We start from the raw sequence: 26,063 nt of genomic DNA, 5'->3' as shown, positions 1-26,063 counted from the left end.
TTTATATACCATCTCGGAACCCCCTTCCTGTCATCGCAATGAATACATCTTCTAAATTTCGTGCATCCACAATCGAATTAATCAATACCGCTGGTGTACCTTGAGCGATAATCCTACCTCCTTCGATAATCGCGATCCTATCACACAGCTCTTCTGCTTCAATTAAGTGATGAGACGTATAGACAATGGTCGTACCCTGTTTGTTAAGCTCTTTTAAAAAATCCACGATTGCATTTCTTGACTGTACATCGACACCTACTGTGGGCTCATCTAGAAAAAGTACTTTTGGCCGATGTAACACACCAGCTAGTAAATTTACTCTCCTTTTCATTCCTCCAGAGAATGTTCCTACCTGCCTGTTTGCGAAACGCGTAAGTCCCATCTTTTCTAGTGAAACATTGACTAGTTCCTTAAGACCTCGTCCTCTCAGCCCATGCATAGCCCCAAAATAACTTAGGTTTTCATGCGCAGTCAAGGTATGATAAAGCGCGTACTCCTGCGGGACTACACCAATAGATTTACGGATCGCTAAACCATTTTCTTTGTAGGTCTTCTGATCAATGGAAAAATTCCCCGAGCTAGGTTGTATCAAACCACAGAGCATTGAAATCAACGTCGTCTTGCCAGCACCATTCGGCCCTAAAAGACCAAATATTTCACCATTTAAAATATCCAAGGATAGATTATCTACAGCTAAAAAATCACTGTTCTTATATTGTTTAGAAAGGTTTTCAACCTGAATAACAGACTTTAAATCCATCAAATCGCCTTTTTTAATCTCTTGAAAAATGCCTCTTCCAGATCAGCTAGCTTCATCAAATCGGCAGATAACGCTGCATATACATTCTCTTGATTGCTACGGTTTTTATATACACGTGAAGCAGCCACAGCAAAATCGCGCCACATGTCGCCGATTTCGGTCATTTCTTCTGAGAGCTGAAGCAGCTGAGGATTATTGATCTTCTTACTCGCTTCCTGCAAGAAAGCCGAATAAATATAGCGAAAACCGCCGCCACCGGTACCAATTTCTTCCTGCATACGCACCATTTGGGCTAGATAATAGTTTGCTTTTGCAACACCATGCTTCTTCGGCCACTTTAATATCGAACGGGCAACCATACGCATCCCCCTTACTCCGATAATCGGCACAGGTGCTAACATATCATTGCAGGTTTTTTTTATGGATTTAAAAATAGCACGCTCCCAATCTATCGTATCCTCATCCGGAATATATGTTGGATAGTAAATATGTCCTTTTGGGGCTAATACTCCCTTCGAGAACCGTACCTTCTCCAATTCTCTATCTGTCAAGCGATTTACCCCTTCCATAGTCGGATCACTGATAAGATATTCATTTTGCTCTTTTCCATATACAACAATATTGTGCGCATTGAAATGGAAACGGTAATCGTCCGGAAAATAAGGAAGATGAAATACGCCTACTTGTAAACCCGAAGGGATGTTATTTTTTAAGTTATCATCAAGTTGCTGTTGTGCCCGCTCTTTACTCGAAAACTTCTGACGTTTTATTTTAATACCTAAGCGACGCGCCATTCGTCCGAAGATCCATCCCGGCATGGGCCTGTAGCTTAATCCTGGCGCATTATTTACTCTTAAAAAGGGAAGATACACGTAAAACAATCCTGATCCTAGACCGAAAACCATCGGCTCACTAATATCTAACCCTCTATTGCGCAATAAATTTGACGCAACGCCATTTTCGCAATGTGCCGTTTGGTGATGTGTAAAATCTAATTGCATTAATCTCCTTTGTAATTTCTTAACTCCTCCACAGTAATTTCGAACACGTCCGCATATTTCTGCAATTGTTTATCTGCTAATTTTCTGAACACTTCGGGTTTATTATGTCGCTTTACGCGCCATTTCCAATACCCCGTATACTCAGCAAGTAAACCCCAATCCATTCGGTTGCGTAACATAAAATATTGAATCGGACTACTAAGTCCCGCTTTAACATCGGCCGCGGCCTTATTTATTTCTTGCTGCAACACTTCCATCGTATGGTCCTGCACGATATTTTTGGCTTCCCAACCCGTACTTAAAGCTGTTGTATATTCGCCATTTTCATCGAGTGCATAATACAACTCTCGAGATCCTTTTTGGACTACTCTTCCATCATCCTGTGGAACTTCAGATTTCTTCATTTATTTTCCTTTTTTAAAAATAAATTTATATCCGCCTCTGCGCAAATTCTTTCTCCAATTCTACTGGAGACCTGCATTGTACAGATACTGTAATCATTTCCATCAAATTTCGACGTTAACGTAGCATCGGTCACCAATAGATCCCCTACTTGCGGGAGTACCAAAATACGTAAACTTTTTATGCCCGAAATAAATCCAATCGCTCGCTCGTCTACCGCTGCGTTATAGTCGTCCTCATAATACGTCTGTCCGACGATCGAAGAACATACCTGAGCCATGTTTTCCACCAGCCCAATTTCTTGAAAAAAACCATCCCTGAGTAAAACATTATCTCTCTGAATCAAAAAGTGACATATCACATGATCAGCAGATATTTCTACGATATGATCCACCATAAGCATGGGTCTACGATGTGGCAAAAAAGCCTGTATCTCGATCATATTATTTGATGATGACATATTAACTAGAAACGACAACTGTTTTCATTTGCGCCCTTCCGATCACCTCTTTTCCTATTTTGGAAGTGATGTTTACTAAAGTGACCCCCATAAATTCTTGAATAATTTGCACCTCGGTTTGAATAACATCACCTACCTTCGGTAGAGAAGTCAATTCTATGCTTTGCATAGAGCCAATATAGCCTATAGGAGGTTCTTCATTTCGTATAAAATAATCATAACCAGTATGTAGCGCTACCGACTGCGCCATATGCTCTAACAGGCCGCATTCTTGAAGTGTTTCTATATTAACGAATAACGTATCTTCGCGCACATGAAGGCCAGAAAGAAGACAATTTTCAGCATAACGATATAGCGTATCTACCATAACAATAGGAGGCCTTTGTGGTATCAACTTCAAAATCCGATCGTCATGAATGGGTAAGTTCATATTTAAATTAGCAAACGGTTAAATAAGCATATGAATACGTAAACCGGGCACTTTCGGGAACACACAAGTAGATGTGTTGCCCTTTTTTTAGTTTGCCCGAGTTCACGAGTTCCTCTAACATCAGATAAACAGATCCTGCACCGACATTTCCTACCGTTTTCAAATTCAAAAACCATTTCTCCCGCGTAAACTCGAGTCCCGCTTTCACTAGTCGTTCATAAAGTCCATCCACAAAATAGTGCGAGGAAACGTGTGGTAAAATATAATCTACATCATCTGGTGTGATATGATGCTTTGCCAATGCATGCTTCGTACTTTCAACTCCTTTATCTAGAATATATTTATCCAACAACTTAGTATCCTGCTTTACTGCAAAAATAGACTGATTCAACCACTCTTCAGAAGGATAGTCACTGAATGATTTTAAGGAACCGTCTTCTTGCTTTTCTGACCCAGCGTACATGCATACTTCTAGTTCGTGCGCATACGAATATCCCTCTATCCATTCTATCTTTAACGGCAACTTCCCTTTTGGTTCATTCTGCAACAAAAAAGCGCCAGCCCCATCGGAAAGCATCCAACGTAAAAAATCTTTGTTAAACGCAATAATCGGCTGTTCCTCCAGCTCCTTAAGATTCTCAACCTCTTTATTAAAATGATCGGCTAACATCCACGAAGACATACGCTCCGACCCGGTACATACCGCATTTGCAGTGTTCCCAGACTTCACGGAAAGATAGCCAAATTTCAATGCATTCATTCCCGCGCAGCAATTTCCTGAGGCTGAATTTACTTCCGATTGACCATTTTTCAATTCGCCATGTACCATTACTGCATGAGAGGGCATTAAATAATCTGGAGAAGAGGTGCCACAAGAAATTAATTCAATTTTATCACCGGAAAACTCCTCATCCAATAGATTACGAATTGCATTAGCCGTAAGCTCTACATTGGTGTGAGTTGGCTTACCTTCCTTTGTTAGTGCATAATATCGAGTCTCTATACCATTATTTCGCAGCACGATTCGTCGTGCTTTCGATTCGCGGTCATTAATTTTCCCTAAGTAATCCTCCATTTCATCATTAGAAATAGGATCATTTGGCAAAAACTTACTAATTCTGTTAATATATACTTCGTTCATTTAAATTCCTAAATAATGTGCTCTGTCTTTTCTAATTTTTATGAAATATAGCAGCGGATATAATATTAATTCAATAACAAATACAATTGGCGATAACACATACAATGCCAATATCACATAATACTTAAACATGTTGACCAAGATCTTTCTCCTTTTAGGATTTTTTAAAATCAACTTGGACCAAATAGCAAACATGCGATTTGCCTTTTGGTCCATGGAAACTAGGAAAAATCTAAATTTTACTGCACCATTTTCTACTAATTCATTTTGTAGCTTTTCAAAATTACCATTTTTTAAATAGGGAATAATTATTCTACCAAATTTTGCTGAACTTTTGATTTCATCTTCAGAAACTCCCGGCATCGGAAAAATTCCAAAAGCTTTCTTTTTCATTCCTGAAAATAACCAGTCTACAATGGTAATGACAGAGATTAAATTGGGATGCCGATCCGTTAGCGCAATGTTCCCGACTAACACGCCCCCATTGGATACAATCTGCATTTTTACCTTATCCTGCGCTTTTGCCCACATATTACGGGTTCCGCTTACGGTAACGATCGGCCTTCCCTTAAGCAAAGGCATAGCATATCTACTTTTCAAAAAAGAATTGATGGGAATAGAAGGACTTAGATACCATACCTGATAGTGAAACAACACCAAATCGTATTCATTTTCAAGCAGGCTTGGAGAAGGGGGGTGAATTTCTTCGGGAATCTGCTGAAATGTCTCCGGAAAAGTATTGAAAAATGCACTTCCTGTCCATGGAAAAGGAAAGGAATGCACCATTTTTATCTCATAAAAATCTACATTGATCTCCGGATCGGCTAGCATCGGACCGCAAATAGATTGTGCAATTTCCTGCAATTGTCCAGATTGGCTAAAGTAGATTACTAAAATGTTCTTCATCCGATGTTATTGTTTCTCTTCCAAAAATCAAAGAAATTAAACCATTGTAAGGGATATTTCCTTACTATTTTTTCTACACTCGCCGTGTATGCTCTCAGTACCGATTGCGCATCTCTATGTTTGACACCTTCCGCCACACGCGCATACAGATGATAGTGGAGATTAGATTCCTTCATCACATATACAAAGATCACAGGCACACCCAAGCGAGACGCCAAATGAAATGGTCCTGCCGGAAAAACCGCGGACTTACCTAAAAGCTCTCCTTCCAGCACTTTAGATCCTTCAAAATAGCGGTCTCCCGTAAAACATATCAATTCATTATTCGATAGCGCATCATTTATATCAAAGACATGCGACATATCGTCTTTAATAAAGATATATTTAATCGTGGATTTATCTGCAATACGTCGCAGATATTCTTTGATAATTGAGACTTCCTGGTCTACCGTAACCTGATTGATTTGGAAATCTACATTAAGTTCAGAAAAAAAACGTTCGGATATTTCAAAATTACCTACATGCGCACTAATTAAAATACCTCCCCTTTTCTCTTCCAATGCTCGTTTTAAGTGTTCAATGCCGTCAAATTCGTATGTAAAACGATTCCTCAATCCCGAAGAGATGGCTACTTTGTCTATAATCGTCTGGCCGAATACGAAGTAAGTCTGGTAAACTTTCCAGAAAGACGTCCATCTTGAAAAACCTTGACGTTTATGGAGATAGTAGAAAATTTCTTTAAAGTTGGCCGGGTAGAAAATGAAATAATAAAATGCCACAAAAACAAGAAGTCCGTAAGCAGTACGGACGCCAAGTTTTCTGATCAAGAAAACAAATATTTTATAGCCAAGGAGTGTTCCTTTAGACTTTCCGTCCCATTGGCTCATATTATTTTCAATTATTTCGCCGCGATCTTCTTTTCAATCACATTATAAAAATCTTGGAAGGTCGTCATACCCGAAAAGTCAGCTTCTCCCAATTTAACTCCAAAATTTGATTCGATCAAAACGACTAAATCCACATAGTCTAAACTATCCAAATCTAATGATTCCTTTAATGGGGCACCTGGTTTAATCACCTCTTCATCCACCTCAAATTCTTCAATCAATATGTCGTTTATTTTCTGCTTAATATCTGTATTACTCATTTATTTAAATCTCTTAACCACTATCGCTGAATTGGTACCACCGAATCCAAAAGAATTAGACAAATATATGTCAAATTCTTTTTTAATTGTTGTAGAAACTAAATTTAATTCTTTAACGTCATCATCTGGCGATTCCAGATTAATATTAGGTGCTATGAAACCGTTTTGAAGCATCAATGTTGAATATACAATTTCACTTGCCCCTGCCATCCAACATTCATGCCCAGTCATTGATTTAGTAGAACTTACATAAGGCTTTTTACCAAAAACCTCCAAAATGGCTTTTGCCTCATTGGCATCTCCCAGTGGCGTGGATGTGGCATGCGCATTGATATACTCCACTTGTTCAGGGAATATACCAGCCTGTTCAAGGGCACGACGCATGGCAATAGTCGGGCCTTCGATATTCGGTGTGGAAATATGTCCACCATTTGATGAAAAACCATATCCCACCACTTCAGCAATAATAGGGACGCCACGGCTTACGGCAGATTCGTAACTTTCTAAAATGATTGTTGCTGCCCCTCCGCTCGGAACAAGCCCCGTTCGGTGTACATCAAATGGACGGGAAGCTTTTTGAGGATGATCGATATCCGTTGCAAACACGCCCAATCCATCAAAGCTTGCCATCGCATAGGGATTTATTTCCTGTGCACCGCCACAAATAATAACGTCCTGAAGTCCCTGTTTAATAAACATGAACCCGAGGCCTATTGCGTGAGAACCACTTGCACAGGCGGCACTGATGCTCATGTTAACGCCCTTTAATCCGAGAATGGTCGCTAAATTCATTGTTACAGTGGAGTTCATCGATCTGAAGATAGCACCAGAGCCAATTAATTGTGTGTCCTTCTTTTCCCTAGCAATATCTGTTGCTTCGATAACGGCCTTCGAAACGCTATCGTTTCCAAATAATATCCCGACTTCGTTATGCTCAAAATAAGACATGTCAATACCGGAATTTTGTAAGGCCTCCATCGTAGCCATGTACGCATATTCGGATTCTTCGCCCATACTGATTCGCTGACGACGACTTAGTATCTTTTTCAAATCGGGAACTGGAACCATCCCTGTAAGCGGCGATTTAAATCCAAAAGAAATCCGTTCCGGATCTACCACAATACCAGATTTGCCTTCAAAAAGTGATTTTGTAACCTCCGCTAAATTTGTTCCAATACAGGAATAGATCCCCATTCCTGTAATCACGACCCGTTTATCCATAATTACTTAAGAATAAATACCTCCGTTAATATTAATAACCTCACCTGTAATATAGCTAGATTTTTTTGAAGCTAAAAAAGAAACTAGGTCTGCTACCTCTTCAGCTTCTCCAAAACGATTCGCAGGAATCATCTTCACGAGTTCCTTTTCATCCATATCCGCGGTCATATCGGTACGTATAAATCCGGGAGCCACTGCGTTGACTGTAATATTTCGTTTAGCAACTTCTTGCGCAAGCGCCTTCGTAGCGCCTATAATTCCGGCTTTTGCCGCCGAATAGTTCGTTTGTCCTGCGGTACCCTTCACCCCCGACACGGATACAATATTAATAATACGCCCATAACGGTTACGCAGCATTTTTTGGATAAAGAAATTTGTAACATGAAAAAAGCCATTGAGCGAAATATCGAGTACGGATTGCCAGTCTGCTTTTTTCATCCACATGAATAAGCCGTCTCGCGCAATACCCGCATTGTTAACGATAACTTCCACAGTTGCTTCCGGATTCCTATCAAGCCAAGACTGTAGTGCCGTTTCTACCGCCTCGGAATCTGAAACATCAAATTTCAGTATCTCTCCTTTGCCCCCAACTTCCTCAACTAGTGACAGGCATTGCTTTGCTGCTTCCTCATTACCTTGATAATTAATCAAGATATAGTAGTCAGAATCTGCGGCCAATTTTTTACAGATTGCACGTCCGATTCCTCTTGATCCTCCCGTTACTAATGCACAGATCATACTGCTAAATTTACTTCATTAAATATTCCTTTACTGCTTTAATAGCGGGGTAAAGGGGTTTGTCATCTGAAAAGACCGGAATAATCTGACGAATATCCTCATATATCTTTTTCGTTCTTGAAGATACTAAATTTTGATAAGATAAAATATCTATGGCTTGGGCTAAAGATATCATTTGAATCGCCAAAACCTCATATGCGTTGATAATTACTTTATGGGTGATCATAGCCGCATTTGTACCCATACTTACAATATCCTGATTATCGTTATTATTCGGGATACTATGCACGTACATCGAATTGGATAAGGTCTGGTTTTCTGCTGTCGTAGACGTGGCCGTAAATTGCGCTCCTTGCATTCCAAAATTAAAACCTAATTTCCCCATATTAACAAATGGGGGAAGAATCTCATTGATTTTAGCATTCATCAAGTAGTTAAGCTGACGTTCAGACAACATAGTCAGACGGGTAATAGCCAACTTCAATTTATCCATTTCAAGAGAAATATAGTCCCCATGGAAATTACCTCCGTGATATACATTTTCATCTTCTACCGAAATAATGGGATTATCGCTTACCGAATTAACTTCATTTTCCAATATACTGCCGACTCCACTAATTGTTTCCAAAATAGGTCCCAAAATCTGTGGCACACAACGTAGTGAATAATATTCCTGTACCTTATCTTTAAAAATTTCCTCGAGATTGTTTCCTGAGTACAAATCATCTTCACGTTTACGGATCAGCTGACTGTCACTGAGATGTTCGCGCATCATGCGGGCAATATCCTGTTGACCTTGATGCTTTTTGACTTCATTGAGCGTAGTTGAGTAATGATCATCATGAGCTTTTGCTAATTCATTCATAATAGACGACATCTCCACCGACCATTTCAACAATTTCTTTGCATGAAAATAGTTTACTAATCCTGCTCCCGTCATTACGGAAGTTCCATTAATCAACGAAATACCTTCACGAACGACTACCTCAACCGGCACTAAACCTAATTCGGCAAACACGGCCGTCGTAGGTCTTCTTTGGCCCTTGTAGATAACTTCTCCTTCACCAATCAGGGTAAGTGCCAAATGAGCAAGTTGGACCAAATCGCCGCTTGCTCCTACACCTCCATGTGCAAAGATCACCGGTGTGATGTCTAGATTAATAAAATCCTGTAGCCGTTCAACAACGCTGATATGAATACCCGATTTACCTTTTGAAATATTGCTTAGACGAGTTAGCATTGCGGCCTTCACCACATCCGGCGGCAACAATTCCCCAGTACCTGCAGAATGGCTGCGAATCAAATTGTATTGTAATTGAATGCGATCAGAATCTTGAATTCGATACTGAGCCATTGGTCCAAATCCGGTATTTATACCATAGATTATCTTATTTTCAATAAATGACTTTAAAAATTCATGGCTTCTTTTTACAACTTGACGTGTTTCCTCAGAAATAGTAACTTCTTGTTGACCCAGTAAAATATTTGAGAACCCTTCCAGAGTTAATTCATTGTTGATGGCAATCATTGATAGTGATTATTATAACTTTTTCAATTTTAAGATTATCTTCTTTGCGGTTAAGATAATATGTTACTTTTGCTCTCGCTTTGCATCGCAAAAGTAACATATTAAATTTAATTCTTTAGGAATGAGTACAGGTGATGTTGATATTTTAATCATTGGCGCTGGTCCCTCTGGGTGCGTTGCTGCTGGATACCTCCAAAAGCAAGGAGCAAAAATAAAAGTAGTTGAAAAAACAAAATTTCCTCGCTTGGTTGTAGGCGAAAGCCTAATCCCACGTGTTATGGATCATTTTGATGAAGCAGGATTGTTTGACGATCTCAATACGCAAAACTTTCAACCAAAACCCGGCGCACGTTTTATTAAGGGAAATATTATCAGTATTTTTGATTTTAGTAAGAAATTTGGTGGAGGTTGGGATTGGACATGGCAAATTCCACGCGCCGACTTCGATCAGATAATGACAAATTCACTGATGAAAAGAGGAGTAGATATCGCCTTTGAAACTACGGTCACCGATATCACATTTCAGGGAACAAATTCCATAACGACCGTTGTCGATAAAGAAGGAAATTCATCTCAAATCAAAGCAAAATTTGTCATCGATTCCAGTGGATACGGCCGCGTACTACCACGGTTGCTAAATTTAGATAAGCCTTCTCAACTCCATCCTCATTCAGCCATTTTTTCGCATGTAAATGACGTTAAGAGACCAAAAGGTATAGAAGGGACACAGATATCATTCGATGTGTTGGACACGGAGGTATGGTTATGGGTTATTCCTTTTTCTAATGGCAACACAAGCCTGGGCATCGTAGCGAACACGGATTTTATTGACAAACTATCTACTAATGGTCACACGGAAGAAGCATTGCGCAAGGCGATCCAACTCTCCGATTTTTACGTGCAACGTTTTGCAAATACCACATTTTTATTCGATCCTGTTCATCTGAAAAATTATTCAGCCGCAGTAACCAAGATGTACGGCGAAGGATTTGCGTTAACAGGAAACAGTTCAGAATTCTTGGATCCGGTATTTTCTTCGGGAGTTTGTTTTGCAACCGAGTCGGGGATTTTAGCTGCTAAACTAGCTTGGAAACAAATCAACGGCGAAAACGTCAATTGGGAACAGGATTTTGCAGCATATATGCAAAGAGGAATAGACGTATTCACGACCTACGTAAAGGAATGGTACACCGGAAACTTACAGACCTTATTTTTTCACCGTCCTGAAAATCAAGATGTGAAAGAGAAAATATGTGCTGTACTTGCTGGGTATGTCTGGAACGAAGAAAATCCATTCGTCAAAAAGCATGACAGAGTAATTCGAAGTATGGCTTATCTTTTACAGAACAATCCTGCTGCGTTTAAAGAAGTAATCGGTGAATAAGTAACACATAACAAAAGCAGATAATAAGTTATCTGCTTTTGTTAGTTTAACGCTATTTACAATATAGCTCGTAAATTTGTTGCGCTTTGTTTTACATCGTCTTTATTATTCTGCCAGTTATACTCATATTCTGCAGAGAGCATTCCCGAGAACTTTTGACGTTTTAACTCGTTAACAACTTCCTGAAGCGGAAGTTTTCCTGTTCCCCAATGCACGTCATGTGCCTTTTTATCTCCAAAAGTATTCAAATCCTTAAAATGTAAGTGAAAGACGCGACCTTCCAGTTGTTTTAAACACGCCACCGGATCTAATCCCGAACGCATCCAATGACCAACGTCAGCTGCTGCTCCCATACGCTTGCTTCTACCATCCAGTGAAGCAAGTACAACATCCGGTGTCCAATATTTCGAGGGTTGGGGATGATTATGAAGTGCTGCCTTAATATCGTATTTATCACACAATCTGGAAATAATATCCAAATGTTCCTCCGCGGGCTCGACATTTACCACTTTTACCTCCATATCTTTAGCAAATTGAAAAATCTTTTCCCACTCTTCCTCGGTGTTAGCACCTACTACCCCGAAAGCGTATAAGGTAATATTCTTTTTCTTCAATAAATCCTTCACCAATTTTCTTCCTGATTCAGAAAGGCCGTATCCCATTTTTTCCTGGCTTCCGGCACCAATTATTTGACCGGGGTATGCTTCCACATAGCGTAACTCACAACTGTCAATTTTGTCTAACGCTTCTGCAAAGGTGAAAAGCCTAAATGTATAGGCCTGCGAACCTAATTTCCAACCAAGTTTTTCCTCTGGATTTGCCCGGGAAAGATCTCTAGTGGAAGAGCACGATGTCAAGACAGTAAGACTCCATACGATCAATAAATTTAGAAAGGTTGATTTTATCATGATTGGGGTTTAAGTATTAAAAACTTCTAAAGTAATAAAAAACGCCAAGAAATAGGAATTTCTTGGCGTTTTTTATTACCTGATAAATCGTTAAGAAAAATGAGGCAAGGCTGCTTCGATTCGCCCAATTACTTCTTTTTCTTCTAATAGTTCTGCTATTTTAAAAACATCAGGACCAAACTTGCCACCTACGAGCATAATGCGAAAAGGCATCATCAGCTCACCGACTTTCATTCCAGATAAAGCTACTTTTTCCTTAAAAAAGGATTCTAACGCCGATGCTTCCCAAACAGGCAACTCAATTAATTCTATTATTAACTCTTCAAAAAAAGAGGTTTTCTGCGCATTCCATTTCGGCTTAATAGCCTCCACATCATAGGAAATAGGACGCTGAAAGAAAAATGATGTTTGCGTCCAGAAGTCTGAAATATATGTCATACGTTCTTTCACAGCAGAAAGCACTCCATCTAAAAAGACCGGATCCACTTCTTCTATTCCATGTTCAACCAATATATTCCGCATTTGCACAATTAGCGCAATATTATCGGTTTGCTTAATCCATTCGTGGTTGAACCATTTTGCTTTTTCAAAATCGAATTTGGCACCGCTCTTACTAATACGTTCTACCGTAAATTTTTGGACCAACTCTTCTTTGGTAAAAATTTCCTGTTCTGTTCCGTCATTCCATCCCAATAATGCAAGTATATTGAGAAAAGCCTCCGGCATAAAGCCAAGTTCCCTGAAACCTTTTGTCAAGCCACCGGATTTAGGGTCAACCCAATTCATCGCATATACCGGAAACCCCAACCGATCCCCATCGCGCTTGCTCAATTTACCATTGCCATCAGGTTTTAAAATCAGCGGTAAATGTGCCCAGTACGGCATTTTCTCTTTCCATCCGAGATATTCCCACAACAAAACATGTACAGGAGCAGATGGCAGCCACTCTTCTCCTCGGAAGATATGTGATATTTCCATCGCCTTGTCATCCACCACTACGGCCAAATGATAGGTAGGCATCCCATCTGCCTTTAATAAGACTTTATCATCAACTAGTTTTGTTTCAAAAGAGACACGCCCGCGAATCATATCTTCAAACGATAACACTTCATCTTCAGGCATTTTAATACGTACAGTATAAGGAACCCCGTCTTCAAGCAACTTTTGAACTTCTTCCTCTGATAAGCTTAGTGAATTTCGCAGGTTTGCTCGATTTTCGTGGCCGTATCTGAAATTCGGATAAATCCGACGCTGCTCTTCCAGTTCTTCTGCGGTGTCAAACGCATAGTAGGCATATCCATCTTTTATTAATTGTTCTGCGTATTGACGATAGGAAGGTTTTCTTTCACTTTGTCTATAAGGCCCAAAGGATCCTGGCTTACTCGGACTTTCATCCGGTTCAATCCCACACCAGGCAAGACATTCTGTAATATATTCCTCAGCACCGGGCACAAACCGTGTTTGATCAGTATCTTCAATACGTAAAATAAATTCACCCTCGTGATGACGCGCAAATAGATAATTGAACAAAGCCGTTCGTACCCCCCCTAAATGCAATCCCCCTGTAGGACTAGGTGCAAACCGCACCCTAACTTTCTTTTGTGAATTCATACAACAAAATTACATATTTATCGGGGATTTACTTTAAAAATCGCTATAATAGAATAGTTATGCAATAAAATTTTTATTTTGCGGTACGATATATATCATGAATCCATACAGGTACAATAAACAACTTTGGAAATTCTTGCTTTTGTTATTCGCGGTAGTGATAGGGGGCGCATCGCTTGTATATACAAACTACCTTGTCAAAAGTTTATCCAAATCAGAGCGCACGAAAGCTGAGGTATGGGCTATGAGTACGAGGAGTATTGTCACCATGCCCGATGTAGACGATCAATTTATCAGTTTTATTTATGCCGTAAGAGATAGCCTCACTTTACCCGCTATCATTACCGACCAAAAAGAAAACATTATTTTTTGGCGGGATCTGGATTCGACCAAGACAAATATCCGTATAGAAGACACCGTTCAAGCAGATTTAGCATACGATCCGGCCTATTTTGAAAAACAGCTGAATGGGATGAAAAGAATGCATTCTCCCATTGTCATTGATTTAGATACGGGAGAAAAGTGGTATGTCTACTATCACGATTCCGATGCACTACGCCAGCTCCGTGTTTACCCGTATGTCCAGATATCACTTATTGCCGTGTTTCTTATTATTGCCTATACAGTATTCAATTCCATTAAACGATCCGAACAAAATCTCGTATGGGTGGGTATGGCAAAAGAGGCTGCTCATCAATTAGGCACACCCATTTCTTCATTGATGGGGTGGTTGGAGCTGATCCGTATAAAATACAAAGCCGAAGATGATAGTGTACTGAATGAGATGGAACGTGATGTACAACGACTGGAAATAGTAGCCGATCGATTTTCCAAGATTGGTTCTACCCCTTCTCTTACAAACCACAATGTATACCGTGTCATCAACGATTACATAACCTATTTCCGTGTACGTACCAGTGATAAGATTACTTTTGTTATTGAAGGTGATAGACATGTGGAAGCGATGTTAAACATCCAGTTATTTGACTGGATTATAGAAAATTTACTTAAAAATGCCGTCAACGCAATCGGAACTGAGGGGAAAATCATCGTAACCATTTCAGAAAATATTGCAAAAGAGGAAATTTTTATAGACATTAGCGACAATGGCAAAGGAATTGCTCGTACAAATTTTGAAAACGTCTTTCAACCCGGATTTACCACACGCAAACGAGGATGGGGTCTTGGCTTGAGTCTTACCAAACGAATGGTGAGCTATCACAAGGGGCAAATCTTTGTCAAGGAATCTGAAATCGGTAGAGGAACCACATTTAGGATAATATTAAAAAGTAACTTACGCTATGAACCAACTCAAGTCTGATGAATATCCAGCTATATACAGTGATTATATTGAAACAATAGTTGGCGATATAAAAGAAGAACTTGTGCTTCAAATTGAATCTTTTCCCGAATTTATCCGCAGCATACCCGAAGAATTAGGCACATATGCCTATGCAGAAGACAAGTGGACGGTAAAAGAAGTATTATGTCATATATTGGACACCGAGCGGGTCATGGCCTATAGAGCATTGCGGTTTGCTCGAAATGATATGACTGCCTTAGCAGCCTTTGAACAAGATGAATTTGTTGCAAATGGCCGTCATAACGAGCGCACATTTGAGAGCGTGATCGAAGAATTCATCCATTTGAGAAAGGCCAATTTAATTTTCTTTAATTTGTTGAATGAGACCGAGCTTAATCGCAAAGGAATGGCTTCAGATCGCTTAATTAGCGTACGCGCATTTATTTATGTCATTGCTGGCCACTTGAATCATCACCGTATCATTCTACAAGAACGTTATCTAAAAAAATAAAATGATCTGGCTTAAAAATTATTCCTTAGACGAGGTCAACCGTATTTTTGATAAATATATGACTCAGTTCCTCGAAATCAAAGCAACGGGTATCTTAGATAATGCCATTATCGCCACAATGCCCATTACAGACAAAGTGAAACAACCATTCGGAATCCTTCATGGAGGAGCTTCAGTGGTGCTAGCCGAATCTGTTGGCAGTGTAGCATCAAACCTGATCATCGATACAACGAAATACGTAGGTGTAGGATTGGAAGTGAATGCCAACCATGTAAAATCAGGTATAGCAGGGTTAGTAACGGCAACCTGTACAGCAATTCATCTCGGGAAATCCACACATGTTTGGGACATTAAAATCCATAACGATCAACACGAATTATTATGCATATCACGACTAACAGTAGCAATTGTAGAAAAAAAATGATTTTTTTGAAAACATTTTTTAAACAGCATTGTACTATTAATATAGATACCATTCATTGGTTTTATGATACGGTTTAGGTTTAGAGAGACTTCGCCCATCGGAGTCTCTCTATTTTTGTAAACGCATGCAAACGATTGATTACTTTATTCTATTTCTATTCTCAATTTATTTTATTAGTCTTGTGTTATCAAATTATGATAATTATATTTAATCTTAAAACTCCCTATGGATTCTAAAAAATCTTATCAAAAACCGGGACAGTCGACAGTAGGTCCTATGATTATTATCGGATCACTTTTCTTTATTTTCGGCTTTGTCACGTGGTTGAATTCTTTGCTAATTCCTTATTTAAGAATTGCTTGCGAGCTTACCGAAGTACAATCTTATCTCGTGACGTTTGCGTTCTACATCGCCTATTTAGTCATGGCCCCAGTTTCTACATGGGTATTGAATAAATATGGCTTTAAAAAGGGCATGTCTATTTCCTTAGGTATTATGGCTGTGGGCGCGTTGTTATTTATTCCCGCCGCCTATTCCAGAACTTACCTTATCTTCTTGATCGGCTTGTTTGTTATGGGGGGAGGTTTAGCAATATTACAAACTGCTTCTAATCCGTATATTACGATTCTTGGCCCGGTCGAAACTGCAGCGCGACGAATAAGTATAATGGGTATTTGTAATAAGTTTGCTGGCGCTGTGGCCCCTATCATTCTAGGCTTGTTTCTAAATTTAGGTGAGGCGGATAAGTTGACACAACAAGTAAATTCTCTTTCTGCCGCAGAGTATTCCGCAGCTCTAGACAAAGTCGCTTTGGCCGTAGTGAATCCCTATATCGGAATTGTGGTCGTATTAGTGGTTTTATCCATTTGGATCGCGAGAGCAAATCTTCCTGAAGTGCAGGGGAATGAGGAAGAAACAGTAAACCAACACCATGCGTCAGACGGAAAAACCAGCGTTTGGCAATTCCCGCATGTGGTATTAGGAATGATTACACTGTTCTTATACGTAGGCGTTGAAGTTTTGGCTGGTGACACTATTATTGCCTATGGCGTATCCCAAGGTATTGCCTTAGATGATGCAAAATTCTTTACCGGATTTACGATGGTCGCAATGGTAGTTGGATATATTGTCGGTATCATTGCTATTCCGAAGTACATTAAACAAGAGGCCGCATTAAAGTTATGTGCCATACTAGGGATTGTGTTCACAGTGGGTATCGTTTTCACTCATGGAATGACTTCGCTTTATTTTGTCGCACTATTGGGGCTTGCAAATTCGTTGATTTGGCCTGCTATCTGGCCATTAGCCTTGAAAGGTGTGGGCAAATTTACGAGTGCAGCGTCGGGTTTGTTGGTAATGGGAATTGCAGGTGGAGCTGTCATCCCATTATTATATGGTCAGATAGCACACTATGTAGGATCGCACTCGGCTTATTGGATTGCACTACCTTGCTATTTATTTATTTTTTATTATGCTATTATAGGACATAAAGCTGGGAAAAAAGTATAATTAATTCGGCGCTAGGTTAAATAACTCCTACTCGCAGGGCTGTCTCAAAAAACAACAAGTATTTACGTCGTTTCGATCGAAGCGACATGACCATAGTTGCAGGCTTTCGAGACAGCCCTGTCAATAAACTTGATTATGAAAGTTCATTTATTCCTTATATTGCTATTTAGCAGTTTAATTTCAAGGGCACAATTCCTCGAATTCAAAGATCCAAAAGCAGTAAATCCACAAGCTTGGGATATCGTTAAAAAACCTGCAAATTTCTCCTTTATCGATACAGAATTCAGTTTATCCAAATCTACTCCCCCCTCTTCCTCACAACAAATTCTTACATGGAATGCCAAGGCTTGGAAAAACGAAACTATCCACACCCAACTTGCATTCTGGGGTACAACGGATTTCCAAACCATACAACTTTCTGCTTCTCCGTTAACGTCCGATCAGGCGACGATTTCTGCAGATCACATTCAAATCCATCCCATTACATACGTATTATCGGATTTGCCAGGAGATTTAAAAAATGGATGTGGGATCAACGTCAAACTAGATTCCATCTTAGTGGCAGATCGGATAGACAATAGCCAAAGTTTCGTTTATCAAAGAAAAGAAACCCGTCCAATTTGGTTAAGTATCGCGATTCCGAAAAACACATCAGCAGGTCTTTACAATGGCAAAGTATATGTCAATACAGGAAGCAAGGAGATAGCGTTAGATTACACTGTACAAGTAGCCAGTCATACACTTCCTGATGCTGATGAATGGTCTTATCACTTAGACCTTTGGCAAAACCCCTATTCTGTAGCACGACACCACGAGGTGGAACCCTTCTCGACAGCACATTTTGAAAAATTAACGCCTCATATTAAATTGTTGGCAGATGCAGGACAAAAATCAATTACGGCAACCTTAATTTACGACCCTTGGAATGGTCAAACTTATGATAAATACGATGCCATGATAAAATGGGTAAAAGCGAAAGATGGATCATGGCGATTTGATTACTCCGTATTCGATACATGGGTAGCATTCATGCAAAATCAAGGGATCGATAAATTCATAAATTGTTACAGCATGATTCCCTGGAATCTTTCATTTTACTATTTTGATGAGTTGAGCGATAAAATGGAAGTGTTAAAAGCCAAACCGGGAGAAGAGGCTTATGAGAAACATTGGTTGCCTTTTTTAATAGATTTCGCAGCACATTTAAAGCAAAAAGGCTGGTTTGAAAAGACCACCATTGCAATGGATGAACGCCCGATGAAGGATATGTTAGCGGCTATTAATATCATAAAAAAAGCCGATCCAGACTTTAAAATTTCGTTAGCAGGCACCTATCACGAAGAATTAGCGTTTGAATTAATCGATTATTGCATTACACTAGGCGAAAATATGCCTACGGAAATTTTGGAAAAACGTAAATCGTTGGGATACAACACCACAGCTTACACCTGCTGTTCCGAAATATTTCCAAATACCTTTACAAATTCAGGCTATAGCGAATCGGTGTGGTTAGCTTGGAACTCGGTTGAAAGGGGTTTTGACGGATACCTGAGATGGGCATACGATTGTTGGAATGCGACGCCCGATCAAGACACCCGCTATGGAAGCTGGCTCAGCGGCGACACTTATTTGATATATCCCGATAATACGACTAGTATTCGCTTTGAACGATTAAGAGAAGGTATACAAGACGCTGAAAAAATAAAAATAATACGAGAATATCTTCATAAAGCAAAGAGAGAAGATGATTTGGAAAAACTAAACAAACTTATATCGACCTTCAACAACAAAGATATTAAACAAGAATTAATACCGAAACAGGTGAAAGATGGAAAATCTTTCTTAAATTCACTGTAAAATTATTCACAATGAACAGAACATTATTGAGCGCATTCGCCGCTTCAGCATTATTTTTCACGATACAAACTGCGGAGGCACAGGTAAAATTACCTCCTGCAAGTAGTACACAGACTATTACGCAAGGATTAGGAATTAAGAAGATCTCTTTAGCTTATCAAAGACCGAACATCAATGGCCGGGTTGTATTTGGAGAGTTAGTACCTTATGGTGAAGTATGGCGTACTGGGGCAAACAATATTCCTGCCATTACTTTCGAAGAAGAAGTAAGCATTGAAGGGAACAAAGTACCAGCTGGTACATACGGCTTATTTACTATTCCGAACCAAAGTAATTGGACCATTATTTTGAGTAAGAACGTACAACAATGGGGAGCATATCAGTACAAGCAAGAGGAGGATTTACTACGTTTTAACGTAAAATCACAAGCGACGTCTCAAAAAGTAGAAACCTTTACAATTAATTTTACAGACGTAACACCAAATTCTACAAATGTAACGTTAGCGTGGGAAAATACACAAGTTGCATTCAACATTAAAGTCGATCAATCCACCGAGATTCTCGCTTCATTAGATCAGGCTATGCAAGGGGAGAAAAAACCGTATTTTCAGGCTGCTCAGTATTACTACACGAACGGGCTTGACCTCAAAAAAGCTACTGATTGGATCAACGAAGCCGACAAAGGTAACAATGAAGCACCATACATTAAATATTGGAAAGCCAGAATTCTTTTAAAATCGGGCAATAAAGCCGGAGCGGCGCAAGCTGCGAAAGAAGGAGTTGCAATAGCCGAAAAATCAAATAACGGCGAATACATTAAATTAAATAATCAAGTCCTGGGTGAGGCGACCAAGTAATTGATGTTTTAAGATTGCTTCGTCGTCATTCTTCCTTCTCGCAATGAACGTTTTACCACTTGTTCGTCACTGCGAGGAGGTACGACGCGGCAGTCTTTCTTAACTTAATAGGCAAATAGATCGCCGGCCTATCCCAGGCAGGCTTCTTCGTCGAAATGACGGCTCTTAGGACGTGGTTTACTTTTTTCAGGCTCCCTCTTTTTCATTCAATGCATCGTATAAAATTTCTACGGGGTGGTACGCTCGCTCCGAAGTACCATCCTTAATCTGATGCCGACAACTAGTCCCTGACGCTACGAGGACATCATTCTGTTCTTTATTGCTTACGGTAGGAAAGAGTACCAATCCACCTATTTGCATGGAGATTTCGAAATGTTCTTTTTCATATCCGAAAGAACCCGCCATTCCACAACAACCAGAAGCAATGGACTTTACACTAAATTTCTCTGGTATAGAAAGCACCTTTTCCGTAAAATGCTGCAATTTCCAGGCCTTCTGCTGGCAATGCGCATGTAAAAGCAATGTTTTTTGAGACATATTGAAGTCTTCGGATGATATATTTCCTTTCTCAAATTCCTTCCAGAGAAACTCTTCTATAATCATAGCATGTGGTGCGATCTTTTCTGCATCTGTTAAGAGATGTTCATCGACTAGGTCAACATATTCGTCACGGAATGACAAAATCGCTGACGGCTCCACCCCAATAAGAGGCGTTTCACTAGTAACCCGGGAAGCAAAAACCTCTACATTTCTATTTGCTAGCTTTTTTGCCGCGCGAAGCATGCCTTTTGAAATCAGTGCCCGACCACTGAATGCATGATCTATCATTAAAACTTCGTATCCCAATTTCTCCAACAACATAACGGCTTTTTTACCAATTTCCACATCGTTATAATTTGTGAATTCATCGCAAAAGAAATAAACAGTTTTTTTAACCTGGGAAATATTGTGTACCGGTTTATCATAGAGCTCAAACCATTTTCGCAAAGATACACGCGCCACCAAAGGAAGATTACGTTTTTCCGAAAAACCAACCATACGCTTAATAAGCCCTCCAACTAGCCGGTTTTGAATCGACCAATTGTACACAGTTGGCATATAGTAGGCCAGCTGTGTTATCTTATCCACCCATCCTATCAAGCGTGTACGTATTGGGATACCGTTAGCATCGTGATAAGCCTGCAAGAATTCTGCTTTAAGTTTAGCCATATCTACACTCGAAGGACATTCCGTCTTACAGCCTTTACAACTTAGGCATAGATCCATCACCTCCTTGATTTCAGGATGGTCAAACGGATTTTCCTTCGGCGAGTGTGTTAGAAACTCCCGTAAAATATTAGCCCGCGCACGGGTAGTATCCTTTTCATTTCGCGTAGCCATATACGACGGACACATGGTTCCTCCGGACAAGTGGGACTTGCGACAATCACCCGAGCCATTACATTGCTCCGCATGCTGAAGAACGTGTTGTTCTCCATAACGAAAGGCAGTTTTTATCGTTCTGTTCGGTCGATCAGGAGTATAGCGCAAGAAGGAGTTCATTGCCGGCGTATCCACTATCTTCCCTGGATTAAACACACCATAGGGATCCCAGGTGTGTTTAATTTGTTTCAGTAATTGATAGTTCTGCTCTCCTACCATATAAGCGATAAATTCACCTCTAAGTCTACCATCTCCATGCTCTCCGCTCAATGAGCCTCTGTATTTTTTTACAAGTTTTGCAATCTCGAAAGCGATCTCCTTAAATAATCGATTGCCGGCGCTGGTTTTAAGATTTAATAGAGGTCGTAAATGTAGTTCCCCGGTGGCAGCATGCGCATAGTGAACCGAATATAAATTATATTGCAATAAAATCTGATTAAATTCAGCGATATACTCCGGCAAATCCTCTACATCAACGGCTGTATCTTCGATCACGGCGACCGGTTTTTCGTCTCCAGGTGTATTGCTCAAAAGTCCAAGTCCGGCTTTTCGTAAATCCCACACTTTCTTCTTTTCCGCTTCGAGGATCAATGGAAAATAATATCCTAATTCTTCCCTCCGCATATGTGCTTCCACTTCAGCGACTTTGCGTCGAATCTCTTGCTCATCCATACCATCGTATTCCACAATAAGGATTGCAGCGGGGTCTCCTTTTACGAAAAATCGGTTATGAGCTTGTTCGAGATTGCTTTTGGTACAAGACAAAATATAATTGTCCATGAGCTCACTCACTAGCGGCTTGTATTTTAGCGCTATCAAATTGGCTTGCAGCGCATCTTCTATACTATAAAAATGAACACATAATAATCCAGAAGGATAGGGAGAAATCTTATTTAGATGCAATTTAACAGAGGTAATAAACGCTAATGTACCCTCCGACCCACAGATCAATTTAGAAAAATTAAAAGCCCCTCCTCCAGCCGTAAACGGATCTGTGTTAACTAAAACATCTATTGCATATCCTGTATTTCTGCGTTCTATAGATGGTTTTGGAAATTCGGATCTAATGCGCTCCTGATTTTGATAATCACTCAATATACTTCGGATTTGGGCATACAACCTTCCTTCAAGTGTCGTTCCCGTACATTTTTCCGTAAACTCTTCGAAGCTCAAATCTTTAAATAACACTTTAGAGCCGTCGCTCAAAAAAGCTTCGATCTCCAGTACATGCTCACGAGTACTTTTGTAGATCAGTGAGTTTGATCCGCAGGAGTTGTTTCCCACCATTCCTCCGATCATGGCCCGATTAGCAGTAGAGGTTTCCGGACCGAAGAATAGGCCATATGGTTTTAAAAACAAATTCAGTTCATCCCGAATTACTCCCGGCTGCACCCGTACCCATTTATCAACTTTATTGACTTCCAGTATTTTCGTAAAATATTTCGACACATCTACTACTATCCCCGACCCCACCACCTGTCCGGCAAGAGAAGTTCCTGCTGTTCGCGGTATGAGTGAAATTTTATTTTCTTGCGCAAAGAAGATGAGCTTCTGTATATCCTCTTCCGTCTGTGGAATAGCTACCGCTAAGGGGATTTCACGGTATGCAGATGCATCTGTCGCATACAGAATACGCATGGTGTGATCCGTAAAGAGATCTCCAACAAGTGACCCCTTAAGATGTAATAAAAGCTCCTCCAAAATACTTCAATTACGAACCTTTAATCTGCGCAGTATAGGTACTTTCAAAAATTTTATCCGCATTATTTGTTTCAAAACCGTCTCTCCGGTGCTGCGGTTGAATTTGATCTTTTGGCATATCTTTGTATTCCGGCAAGATGCTACGTTCGGCAAATTCAACATAGCTACCAGCGATCTCTAATGATTTGTTATCTGCAAATTTTGCTTCGTAAAGCGCCGAGACAGTACTACTTTGGCGTAGAAGACCATCGTCACTGGTCTTGATAACACCACCTGAAGTATTCAACTTCACTCCGATATCAGCCAAAAACCTATTGAATTCTTCTAGCGTATTATACCCTTCTTTCAACTCATGAATACTAATTGTATAATGATTAAGGTAATATCGGTTGTATATCACCCATGCGGCATATTCGCTTTCCGCGAGTAAAGCCTGATAATCTTTAGAAGTCGGAAGAGCCCACAGCGGCCTTTGTAAAAAATTTGCCACTTCCTTCCCATTACTTAACTGCAATTCATCCACCGGATCCGAGTCAACATTTTTTGTATATCCATAGATAATAGCCTGCGCATTTTGTGACAAATCAGCAACTCGCAACTCGGACACAAAAATCCGAGGGTAATGATTAGCTGGAGGCGAATACCAGTAAGCATCCAACTTTTTTCCTTCGAAATAATAATAATCTCTTTTCTTGTATCCGTATTTTAAGAATATCTTTTCAAAAGACTGGATCCCCAGATAAGGTACAGCTAATGTTCTAAAAGCAATATGATCATTAACAATGTCGTTCTGAGAAGCAACAACCCCCTTATCTAATAAGCTCTTGGTAATTTTATCGACATCAGCGACATTTTGGCGATAATGCTCAAACAAATCATTCAAGACAATATCTAATGGATTATTTTCATCAAAATGCATAAGACAAAAAGTAAGTTTATATAATGTAAATTTACATAACACTTTTCTCATTTTCGTCAGAAAATACAAAAAATAGAATTAAATTCGAAATAAACAAGATATAACAAAAGCTTATTCAGAAAAAGAAGCAGACCAAACAACTACAACTCCTCTCGAAGGATTTTCTCTAATTCTTCAGGTGTAAGGTTCATATTTATATTTCCATCCTTTGCAAATGATATTTCTCCGGTTTCTTCGGAAACGATTACTGCTACCGCTTCTGATACTTCGGTAACACCAATCGCCGCCCGGTGTCGCAATCCAAATTGAGGAGGTAAGTCTTCACTATCTGACAAAGGCAATACTGAACTCGCCGTCATCACTCTAAAATCGACTATTACTGCGGCACCGTCGTGCAGAGGACTATTTTTAAAGAATATACTTTCTAACAATCTTTTGGACACTGGGGCATCAACATACTCACCACTGGTTTGATAATACTCCTCATCAAAATATTTAGAAAAAACAAGTAAAGCGCCCGTGCGTGATTTTGACATACTTTTACAAGCTTCTATAATTGGCTTAATTTCCTCCGAGCGGTCATGTTGTGCCGTTCGTTTATTTCCCAAAAAACTCCAAAAAAATTTCTTTCGCCTTAGCGATATATTCTTACCAATATGAAGCAAGAACCTTCGGATTTCTTGTTGGAATACAACAATCAATGCAATAGAACCGACAGAAATAAAACCTCCGAAAATCTCTGTCAACAACCTCATCTCCAATTGTTTAACTACAAGATGAATACCATAGAAAAGACCGACCCCTACGAGAATATTAACAGCAATAGTTCCTTTGATCAAACTGTAGATATAATAAATAATTACAGCCACCAACAGGATATCTATAATATCCAACAGCCGAAAACCCTCTAATAAATTGAAGTCTAATCCATCCATATTCCTATGCAATTTATAAAATTCCCACAAGATTCTTATTATCTGTATTTAAAATTGCAACAACATTCGTTAACGTGTTATATATTTTACATCTACACGTGCTATAACTATAGCAGGCTGTTACACCAGCATTGAATTGATTAGATGTTTTCCAAACAATATTTTGTAAAAAAATAAGGTGTTGCTCTTCGGAGCAACACCTTATGTCAATATTATTTATAAATGATGATCCGTTTACTGACCCGCTTCTGCTTTTGCTTCTTTCACCATTTGATCACCCGCTACAATAACAATCTCTACACGACGATTTTCAGCACGTCCTGCATCCGAATCATTTGAAGCAAGGGGTTCAGAATAATTTTTACCTTGTGTTTTCACCCGTGTTCCAGTTAGACCTTGTGATACAGCATATGATTTTACTGCAGCAGCACGCGCCTCAGAAACTTTCTGATTAGCAGATAAAGAACCAATATTATCCGTATGTCCAATTACCAAGATTTCAGTTCCTGGCTCCTTATTTAACGTAGCCACTAGATTAGCAATATTAGATTTTGCTGCAGTTTTTAAGTTCGAACTATTAAAATCAAACAATATGCCTTCATCGAATTTTACGATAATACCTTCATCGGCTTTGATAACTTCGGCACCAGCTACAGTGTTTTCGATCTCCTTAGCTTGCTTATCCATTTTCCGGCCAATCAACGTTCCGGCGGCACCTCCTATCACAGCACCTGCTATAGCGCCAACAGCCGTATTACCTGCTTTACCTCCTATCAATGCACCTACCGCACCACCAGCTGCCGTCCCGATGACAGCACCTTTAGTAGTGCTATTTGTATTTTGAACTGCTGAACAGCTTCCTAATAACATTGCTGACGTGGCCAAAGAAAGACCATACACCGCCAATTTTTTATTCATTTTCATAACCAATAATTATTTTAATTTATTACTCTAAGTAGTAAACAAAGTAAATGCCAAAAGTAAAGTA

25 protein-coding genes are annotated in these 26,063 nt (G+C 39.6%); 7 read left to right on the top strand and 18 right to left on the bottom strand.

From position 1 onward, the window contains the following. Window position 1 precedes the first annotated feature (1 nt). The 12 genes from FAZ19_RS03100 to FAZ19_RS03045 are packed head-to-tail and all read right to left on the bottom strand — an operon-like array spanning window position 2 to window position 9,734. The gene (locus FAZ19_RS03100) at window positions 2-760 is read right to left on the bottom strand and encodes an ABC transporter ATP-binding protein (protein WP_136819127.1); all 759 of its coding nucleotides are present in this window, start codon (window positions 758-760) and stop codon (window positions 2-4) included. Next, a complete protein-coding gene (locus FAZ19_RS03095) occupies window positions 760-1,761 on the bottom strand; it encodes a BtrH N-terminal domain-containing protein (RefSeq protein WP_136819126.1) in 1,002 nt (333 codons plus the stop codon). The genes FAZ19_RS03100 and FAZ19_RS03095 overlap by 1 nt, the downstream gene beginning before the upstream one ends. Beyond that, the gene (locus FAZ19_RS03090; RefSeq protein WP_136819125.1) at window positions 1,761-2,165 is read right to left on the bottom strand and encodes a hypothetical protein; all 405 of its coding nucleotides are present in this window, start codon (window positions 2,163-2,165) and stop codon (window positions 1,761-1,763) included. Before FAZ19_RS03090 ends, FAZ19_RS03095 begins: the two co-directional genes overlap by 1 nt. Beyond that, window positions 2,162-2,605, bottom strand: coding sequence for an ABC transporter permease (locus FAZ19_RS03085; RefSeq protein ID WP_136819124.1), 444 nt, complete (start codon window positions 2,603-2,605; stop codon window positions 2,162-2,164). Before FAZ19_RS03085 ends, FAZ19_RS03090 begins: the two co-directional genes overlap by 4 nt. Before the next feature lie 19 nt (window positions 2,606-2,624). Then, a complete protein-coding gene (locus FAZ19_RS03080) occupies window positions 2,625-3,053 on the bottom strand; it encodes a hypothetical protein (protein ID WP_136819123.1) in 429 nt (142 codons plus the stop codon). A 7-nt stretch (window positions 3,054-3,060) separates the two neighbouring features. After that, window positions 3,061-4,194, bottom strand: a complete 1,134-nt coding sequence (locus FAZ19_RS03075; RefSeq protein WP_136819122.1) for a beta-ketoacyl-ACP synthase III — start codon at window positions 4,192-4,194, stop codon at window positions 3,061-3,063. Further along, window positions 4,195-5,100 carry a dialkylrecorsinol condensing enzyme DarA gene (locus tag FAZ19_RS03070; protein WP_136819121.1) on the bottom strand — a complete coding sequence of 302 codons (906 nt, stop codon included), beginning with the start codon at window positions 5,098-5,100 and terminating at the stop codon, window positions 4,195-4,197. Continuing rightward, window positions 5,097-5,987, bottom strand: a complete 891-nt coding sequence (locus tag FAZ19_RS03065; RefSeq protein WP_136819120.1) for an LpxL/LpxP family acyltransferase — start codon at window positions 5,985-5,987, stop codon at window positions 5,097-5,099. The genes FAZ19_RS03070 and FAZ19_RS03065 overlap by 4 nt, the downstream gene beginning before the upstream one ends. 11 nt (window positions 5,988-5,998) lie before the next feature. Beyond that, a complete protein-coding gene (locus tag FAZ19_RS03060; RefSeq protein WP_136819119.1) occupies window positions 5,999-6,247 on the bottom strand; it encodes an acyl carrier protein in 249 nt (82 codons plus the stop codon). After that, window positions 6,248-7,468: a beta-ketoacyl-[acyl-carrier-protein] synthase family protein gene (locus FAZ19_RS03055; protein WP_136819118.1), complete on the bottom strand. Its 1,221-nt coding sequence runs from the start codon at window positions 7,466-7,468 to the stop codon at window positions 6,248-6,250. It abuts the gene before it with no gap. 6 nt (window positions 7,469-7,474) lie between these two features. Next, complete coding sequence (gene fabG / locus FAZ19_RS03050; protein WP_136819117.1) at window positions 7,475-8,206, bottom strand: 3-oxoacyl-ACP reductase FabG; 732 nt, start codon at window positions 8,204-8,206, stop codon at window positions 7,475-7,477. 10 nt (window positions 8,207-8,216) lie between these two features. Beyond that, window positions 8,217-9,734 (bottom strand): HAL/PAL/TAL family ammonia-lyase, encoded by a 1,518-nt coding sequence (locus FAZ19_RS03045; protein WP_136819116.1) that lies wholly within the window; start codon window positions 9,732-9,734, stop codon window positions 8,217-8,219. Between the two features lie 121 nt (window positions 9,735-9,855). On the opposite strand from FAZ19_RS03045, the gene FAZ19_RS03040 reads away from it, so the two are divergent. Then, window positions 9,856-11,118, top strand: a complete 1,263-nt coding sequence (locus tag FAZ19_RS03040; RefSeq protein ID WP_136819115.1) for an NAD(P)/FAD-dependent oxidoreductase — start codon at window positions 9,856-9,858, stop codon at window positions 11,116-11,118. 56 nt (window positions 11,119-11,174) lie between these two features. Here the strand turns inward: FAZ19_RS03040 and FAZ19_RS03035 are convergent, their stop codons facing one another. Next, on the bottom strand, window positions 11,175-12,026 hold the full coding sequence (locus FAZ19_RS03035) for a sugar phosphate isomerase/epimerase family protein (RefSeq protein ID WP_136819114.1): 852 nt from the start codon (window positions 12,024-12,026) through the stop codon (window positions 11,175-11,177). Window positions 12,027-12,116: 90 nt separating this feature from the next. Beyond that, window positions 12,117-13,637 carry a glutamate--tRNA ligase gene (gltX, locus tag FAZ19_RS03030; RefSeq protein ID WP_136819113.1) on the bottom strand — a complete coding sequence of 507 codons (1,521 nt, stop codon included), beginning with the start codon at window positions 13,635-13,637 and terminating at the stop codon, window positions 12,117-12,119. 97 nt (window positions 13,638-13,734) lie between these two features. On the opposite strand from gltX, the gene FAZ19_RS03025 reads away from it, so the two are divergent. From FAZ19_RS03025 to FAZ19_RS03000, 6 genes are all read left to right on the top strand, one after another. Next, entirely contained in the window at window positions 13,735-14,958 is a 1,224-nt protein-coding gene (locus FAZ19_RS03025) for a sensor histidine kinase (RefSeq protein WP_136819112.1), read from the top strand. Beyond that, window positions 14,939-15,451, top strand: a complete 513-nt coding sequence (locus tag FAZ19_RS03020; RefSeq protein ID WP_136819111.1) for a DinB family protein — start codon at window positions 14,939-14,941, stop codon at window positions 15,449-15,451. The genes FAZ19_RS03025 and FAZ19_RS03020 overlap by 20 nt, the downstream gene beginning before the upstream one ends. Before the next feature lies 1 nt (window position 15,452). Next, the gene (locus tag FAZ19_RS03015; RefSeq protein ID WP_136819110.1) at window positions 15,453-15,875 is read left to right on the top strand and encodes a hotdog fold thioesterase; all 423 of its coding nucleotides are present in this window, start codon (window positions 15,453-15,455) and stop codon (window positions 15,873-15,875) included. Window positions 15,876-16,100: 225 nt separating this feature from the next. Further along, window positions 16,101-17,384 (top strand): sugar MFS transporter, encoded by a 1,284-nt coding sequence (locus FAZ19_RS03010; protein ID WP_136819109.1) that lies wholly within the window; start codon window positions 16,101-16,103, stop codon window positions 17,382-17,384. A gap of 135 nt (window positions 17,385-17,519) precedes the next feature. Next, the gene (locus FAZ19_RS03005) at window positions 17,520-19,241 is read left to right on the top strand and encodes a DUF4091 domain-containing protein (RefSeq protein WP_136819108.1); all 1,722 of its coding nucleotides are present in this window, start codon (window positions 17,520-17,522) and stop codon (window positions 19,239-19,241) included. Between the two features lie 11 nt (window positions 19,242-19,252). Next, window positions 19,253-20,098, top strand: a complete 846-nt coding sequence (locus tag FAZ19_RS03000; RefSeq protein ID WP_136819107.1) for a DUF2911 domain-containing protein — start codon at window positions 19,253-19,255, stop codon at window positions 20,096-20,098. Window positions 20,099-20,284: 186 nt separating this feature from the next. On the opposite strand, the gene FAZ19_RS02995 is transcribed toward FAZ19_RS03000, so the two are convergent. The 4 genes from FAZ19_RS02995 to FAZ19_RS02980 all read right to left on the bottom strand — a co-directional run bounded on the left by FAZ19_RS02995 (window position 20,285) and on the right by FAZ19_RS02980 (window position 26,005). Further along, window positions 20,285-23,221: an FAD-binding and (Fe-S)-binding domain-containing protein gene (locus FAZ19_RS02995; RefSeq protein ID WP_229707273.1), complete on the bottom strand. Its 2,937-nt coding sequence runs from the start codon at window positions 23,219-23,221 to the stop codon at window positions 20,285-20,287. 10 nt (window positions 23,222-23,231) lie between these two features. Then, window positions 23,232-24,140 carry a DUF1338 domain-containing protein gene (locus FAZ19_RS02990; RefSeq protein WP_136819106.1) on the bottom strand — a complete coding sequence of 303 codons (909 nt, stop codon included), beginning with the start codon at window positions 24,138-24,140 and terminating at the stop codon, window positions 23,232-23,234. A 140-nt stretch (window positions 24,141-24,280) separates the two neighbouring features. Further along, window positions 24,281-25,075 (bottom strand): diadenylate cyclase CdaA, encoded by a 795-nt coding sequence (gene cdaA, locus FAZ19_RS02985; protein ID WP_136819105.1) that lies wholly within the window; start codon window positions 25,073-25,075, stop codon window positions 24,281-24,283. A 234-nt stretch (window positions 25,076-25,309) separates the two neighbouring features. Next, on the bottom strand, window positions 25,310-26,005 hold the full coding sequence (locus FAZ19_RS02980; RefSeq protein WP_136819104.1) for an OmpA family protein: 696 nt from the start codon (window positions 26,003-26,005) through the stop codon (window positions 25,310-25,312). Window positions 26,006-26,063 lie beyond the last annotated feature (58 nt).

The organism is Sphingobacterium alkalisoli, from assembly GCF_005049105.1.
GTDB lineage: Bacteria > Bacteroidota > Bacteroidia > Sphingobacteriales > Sphingobacteriaceae > Sphingobacterium > Sphingobacterium alkalisoli.
Note: the sequence above shows the minus strand (reverse complement) of the source record. Positions and strands in the feature narration are given on the sequence as shown.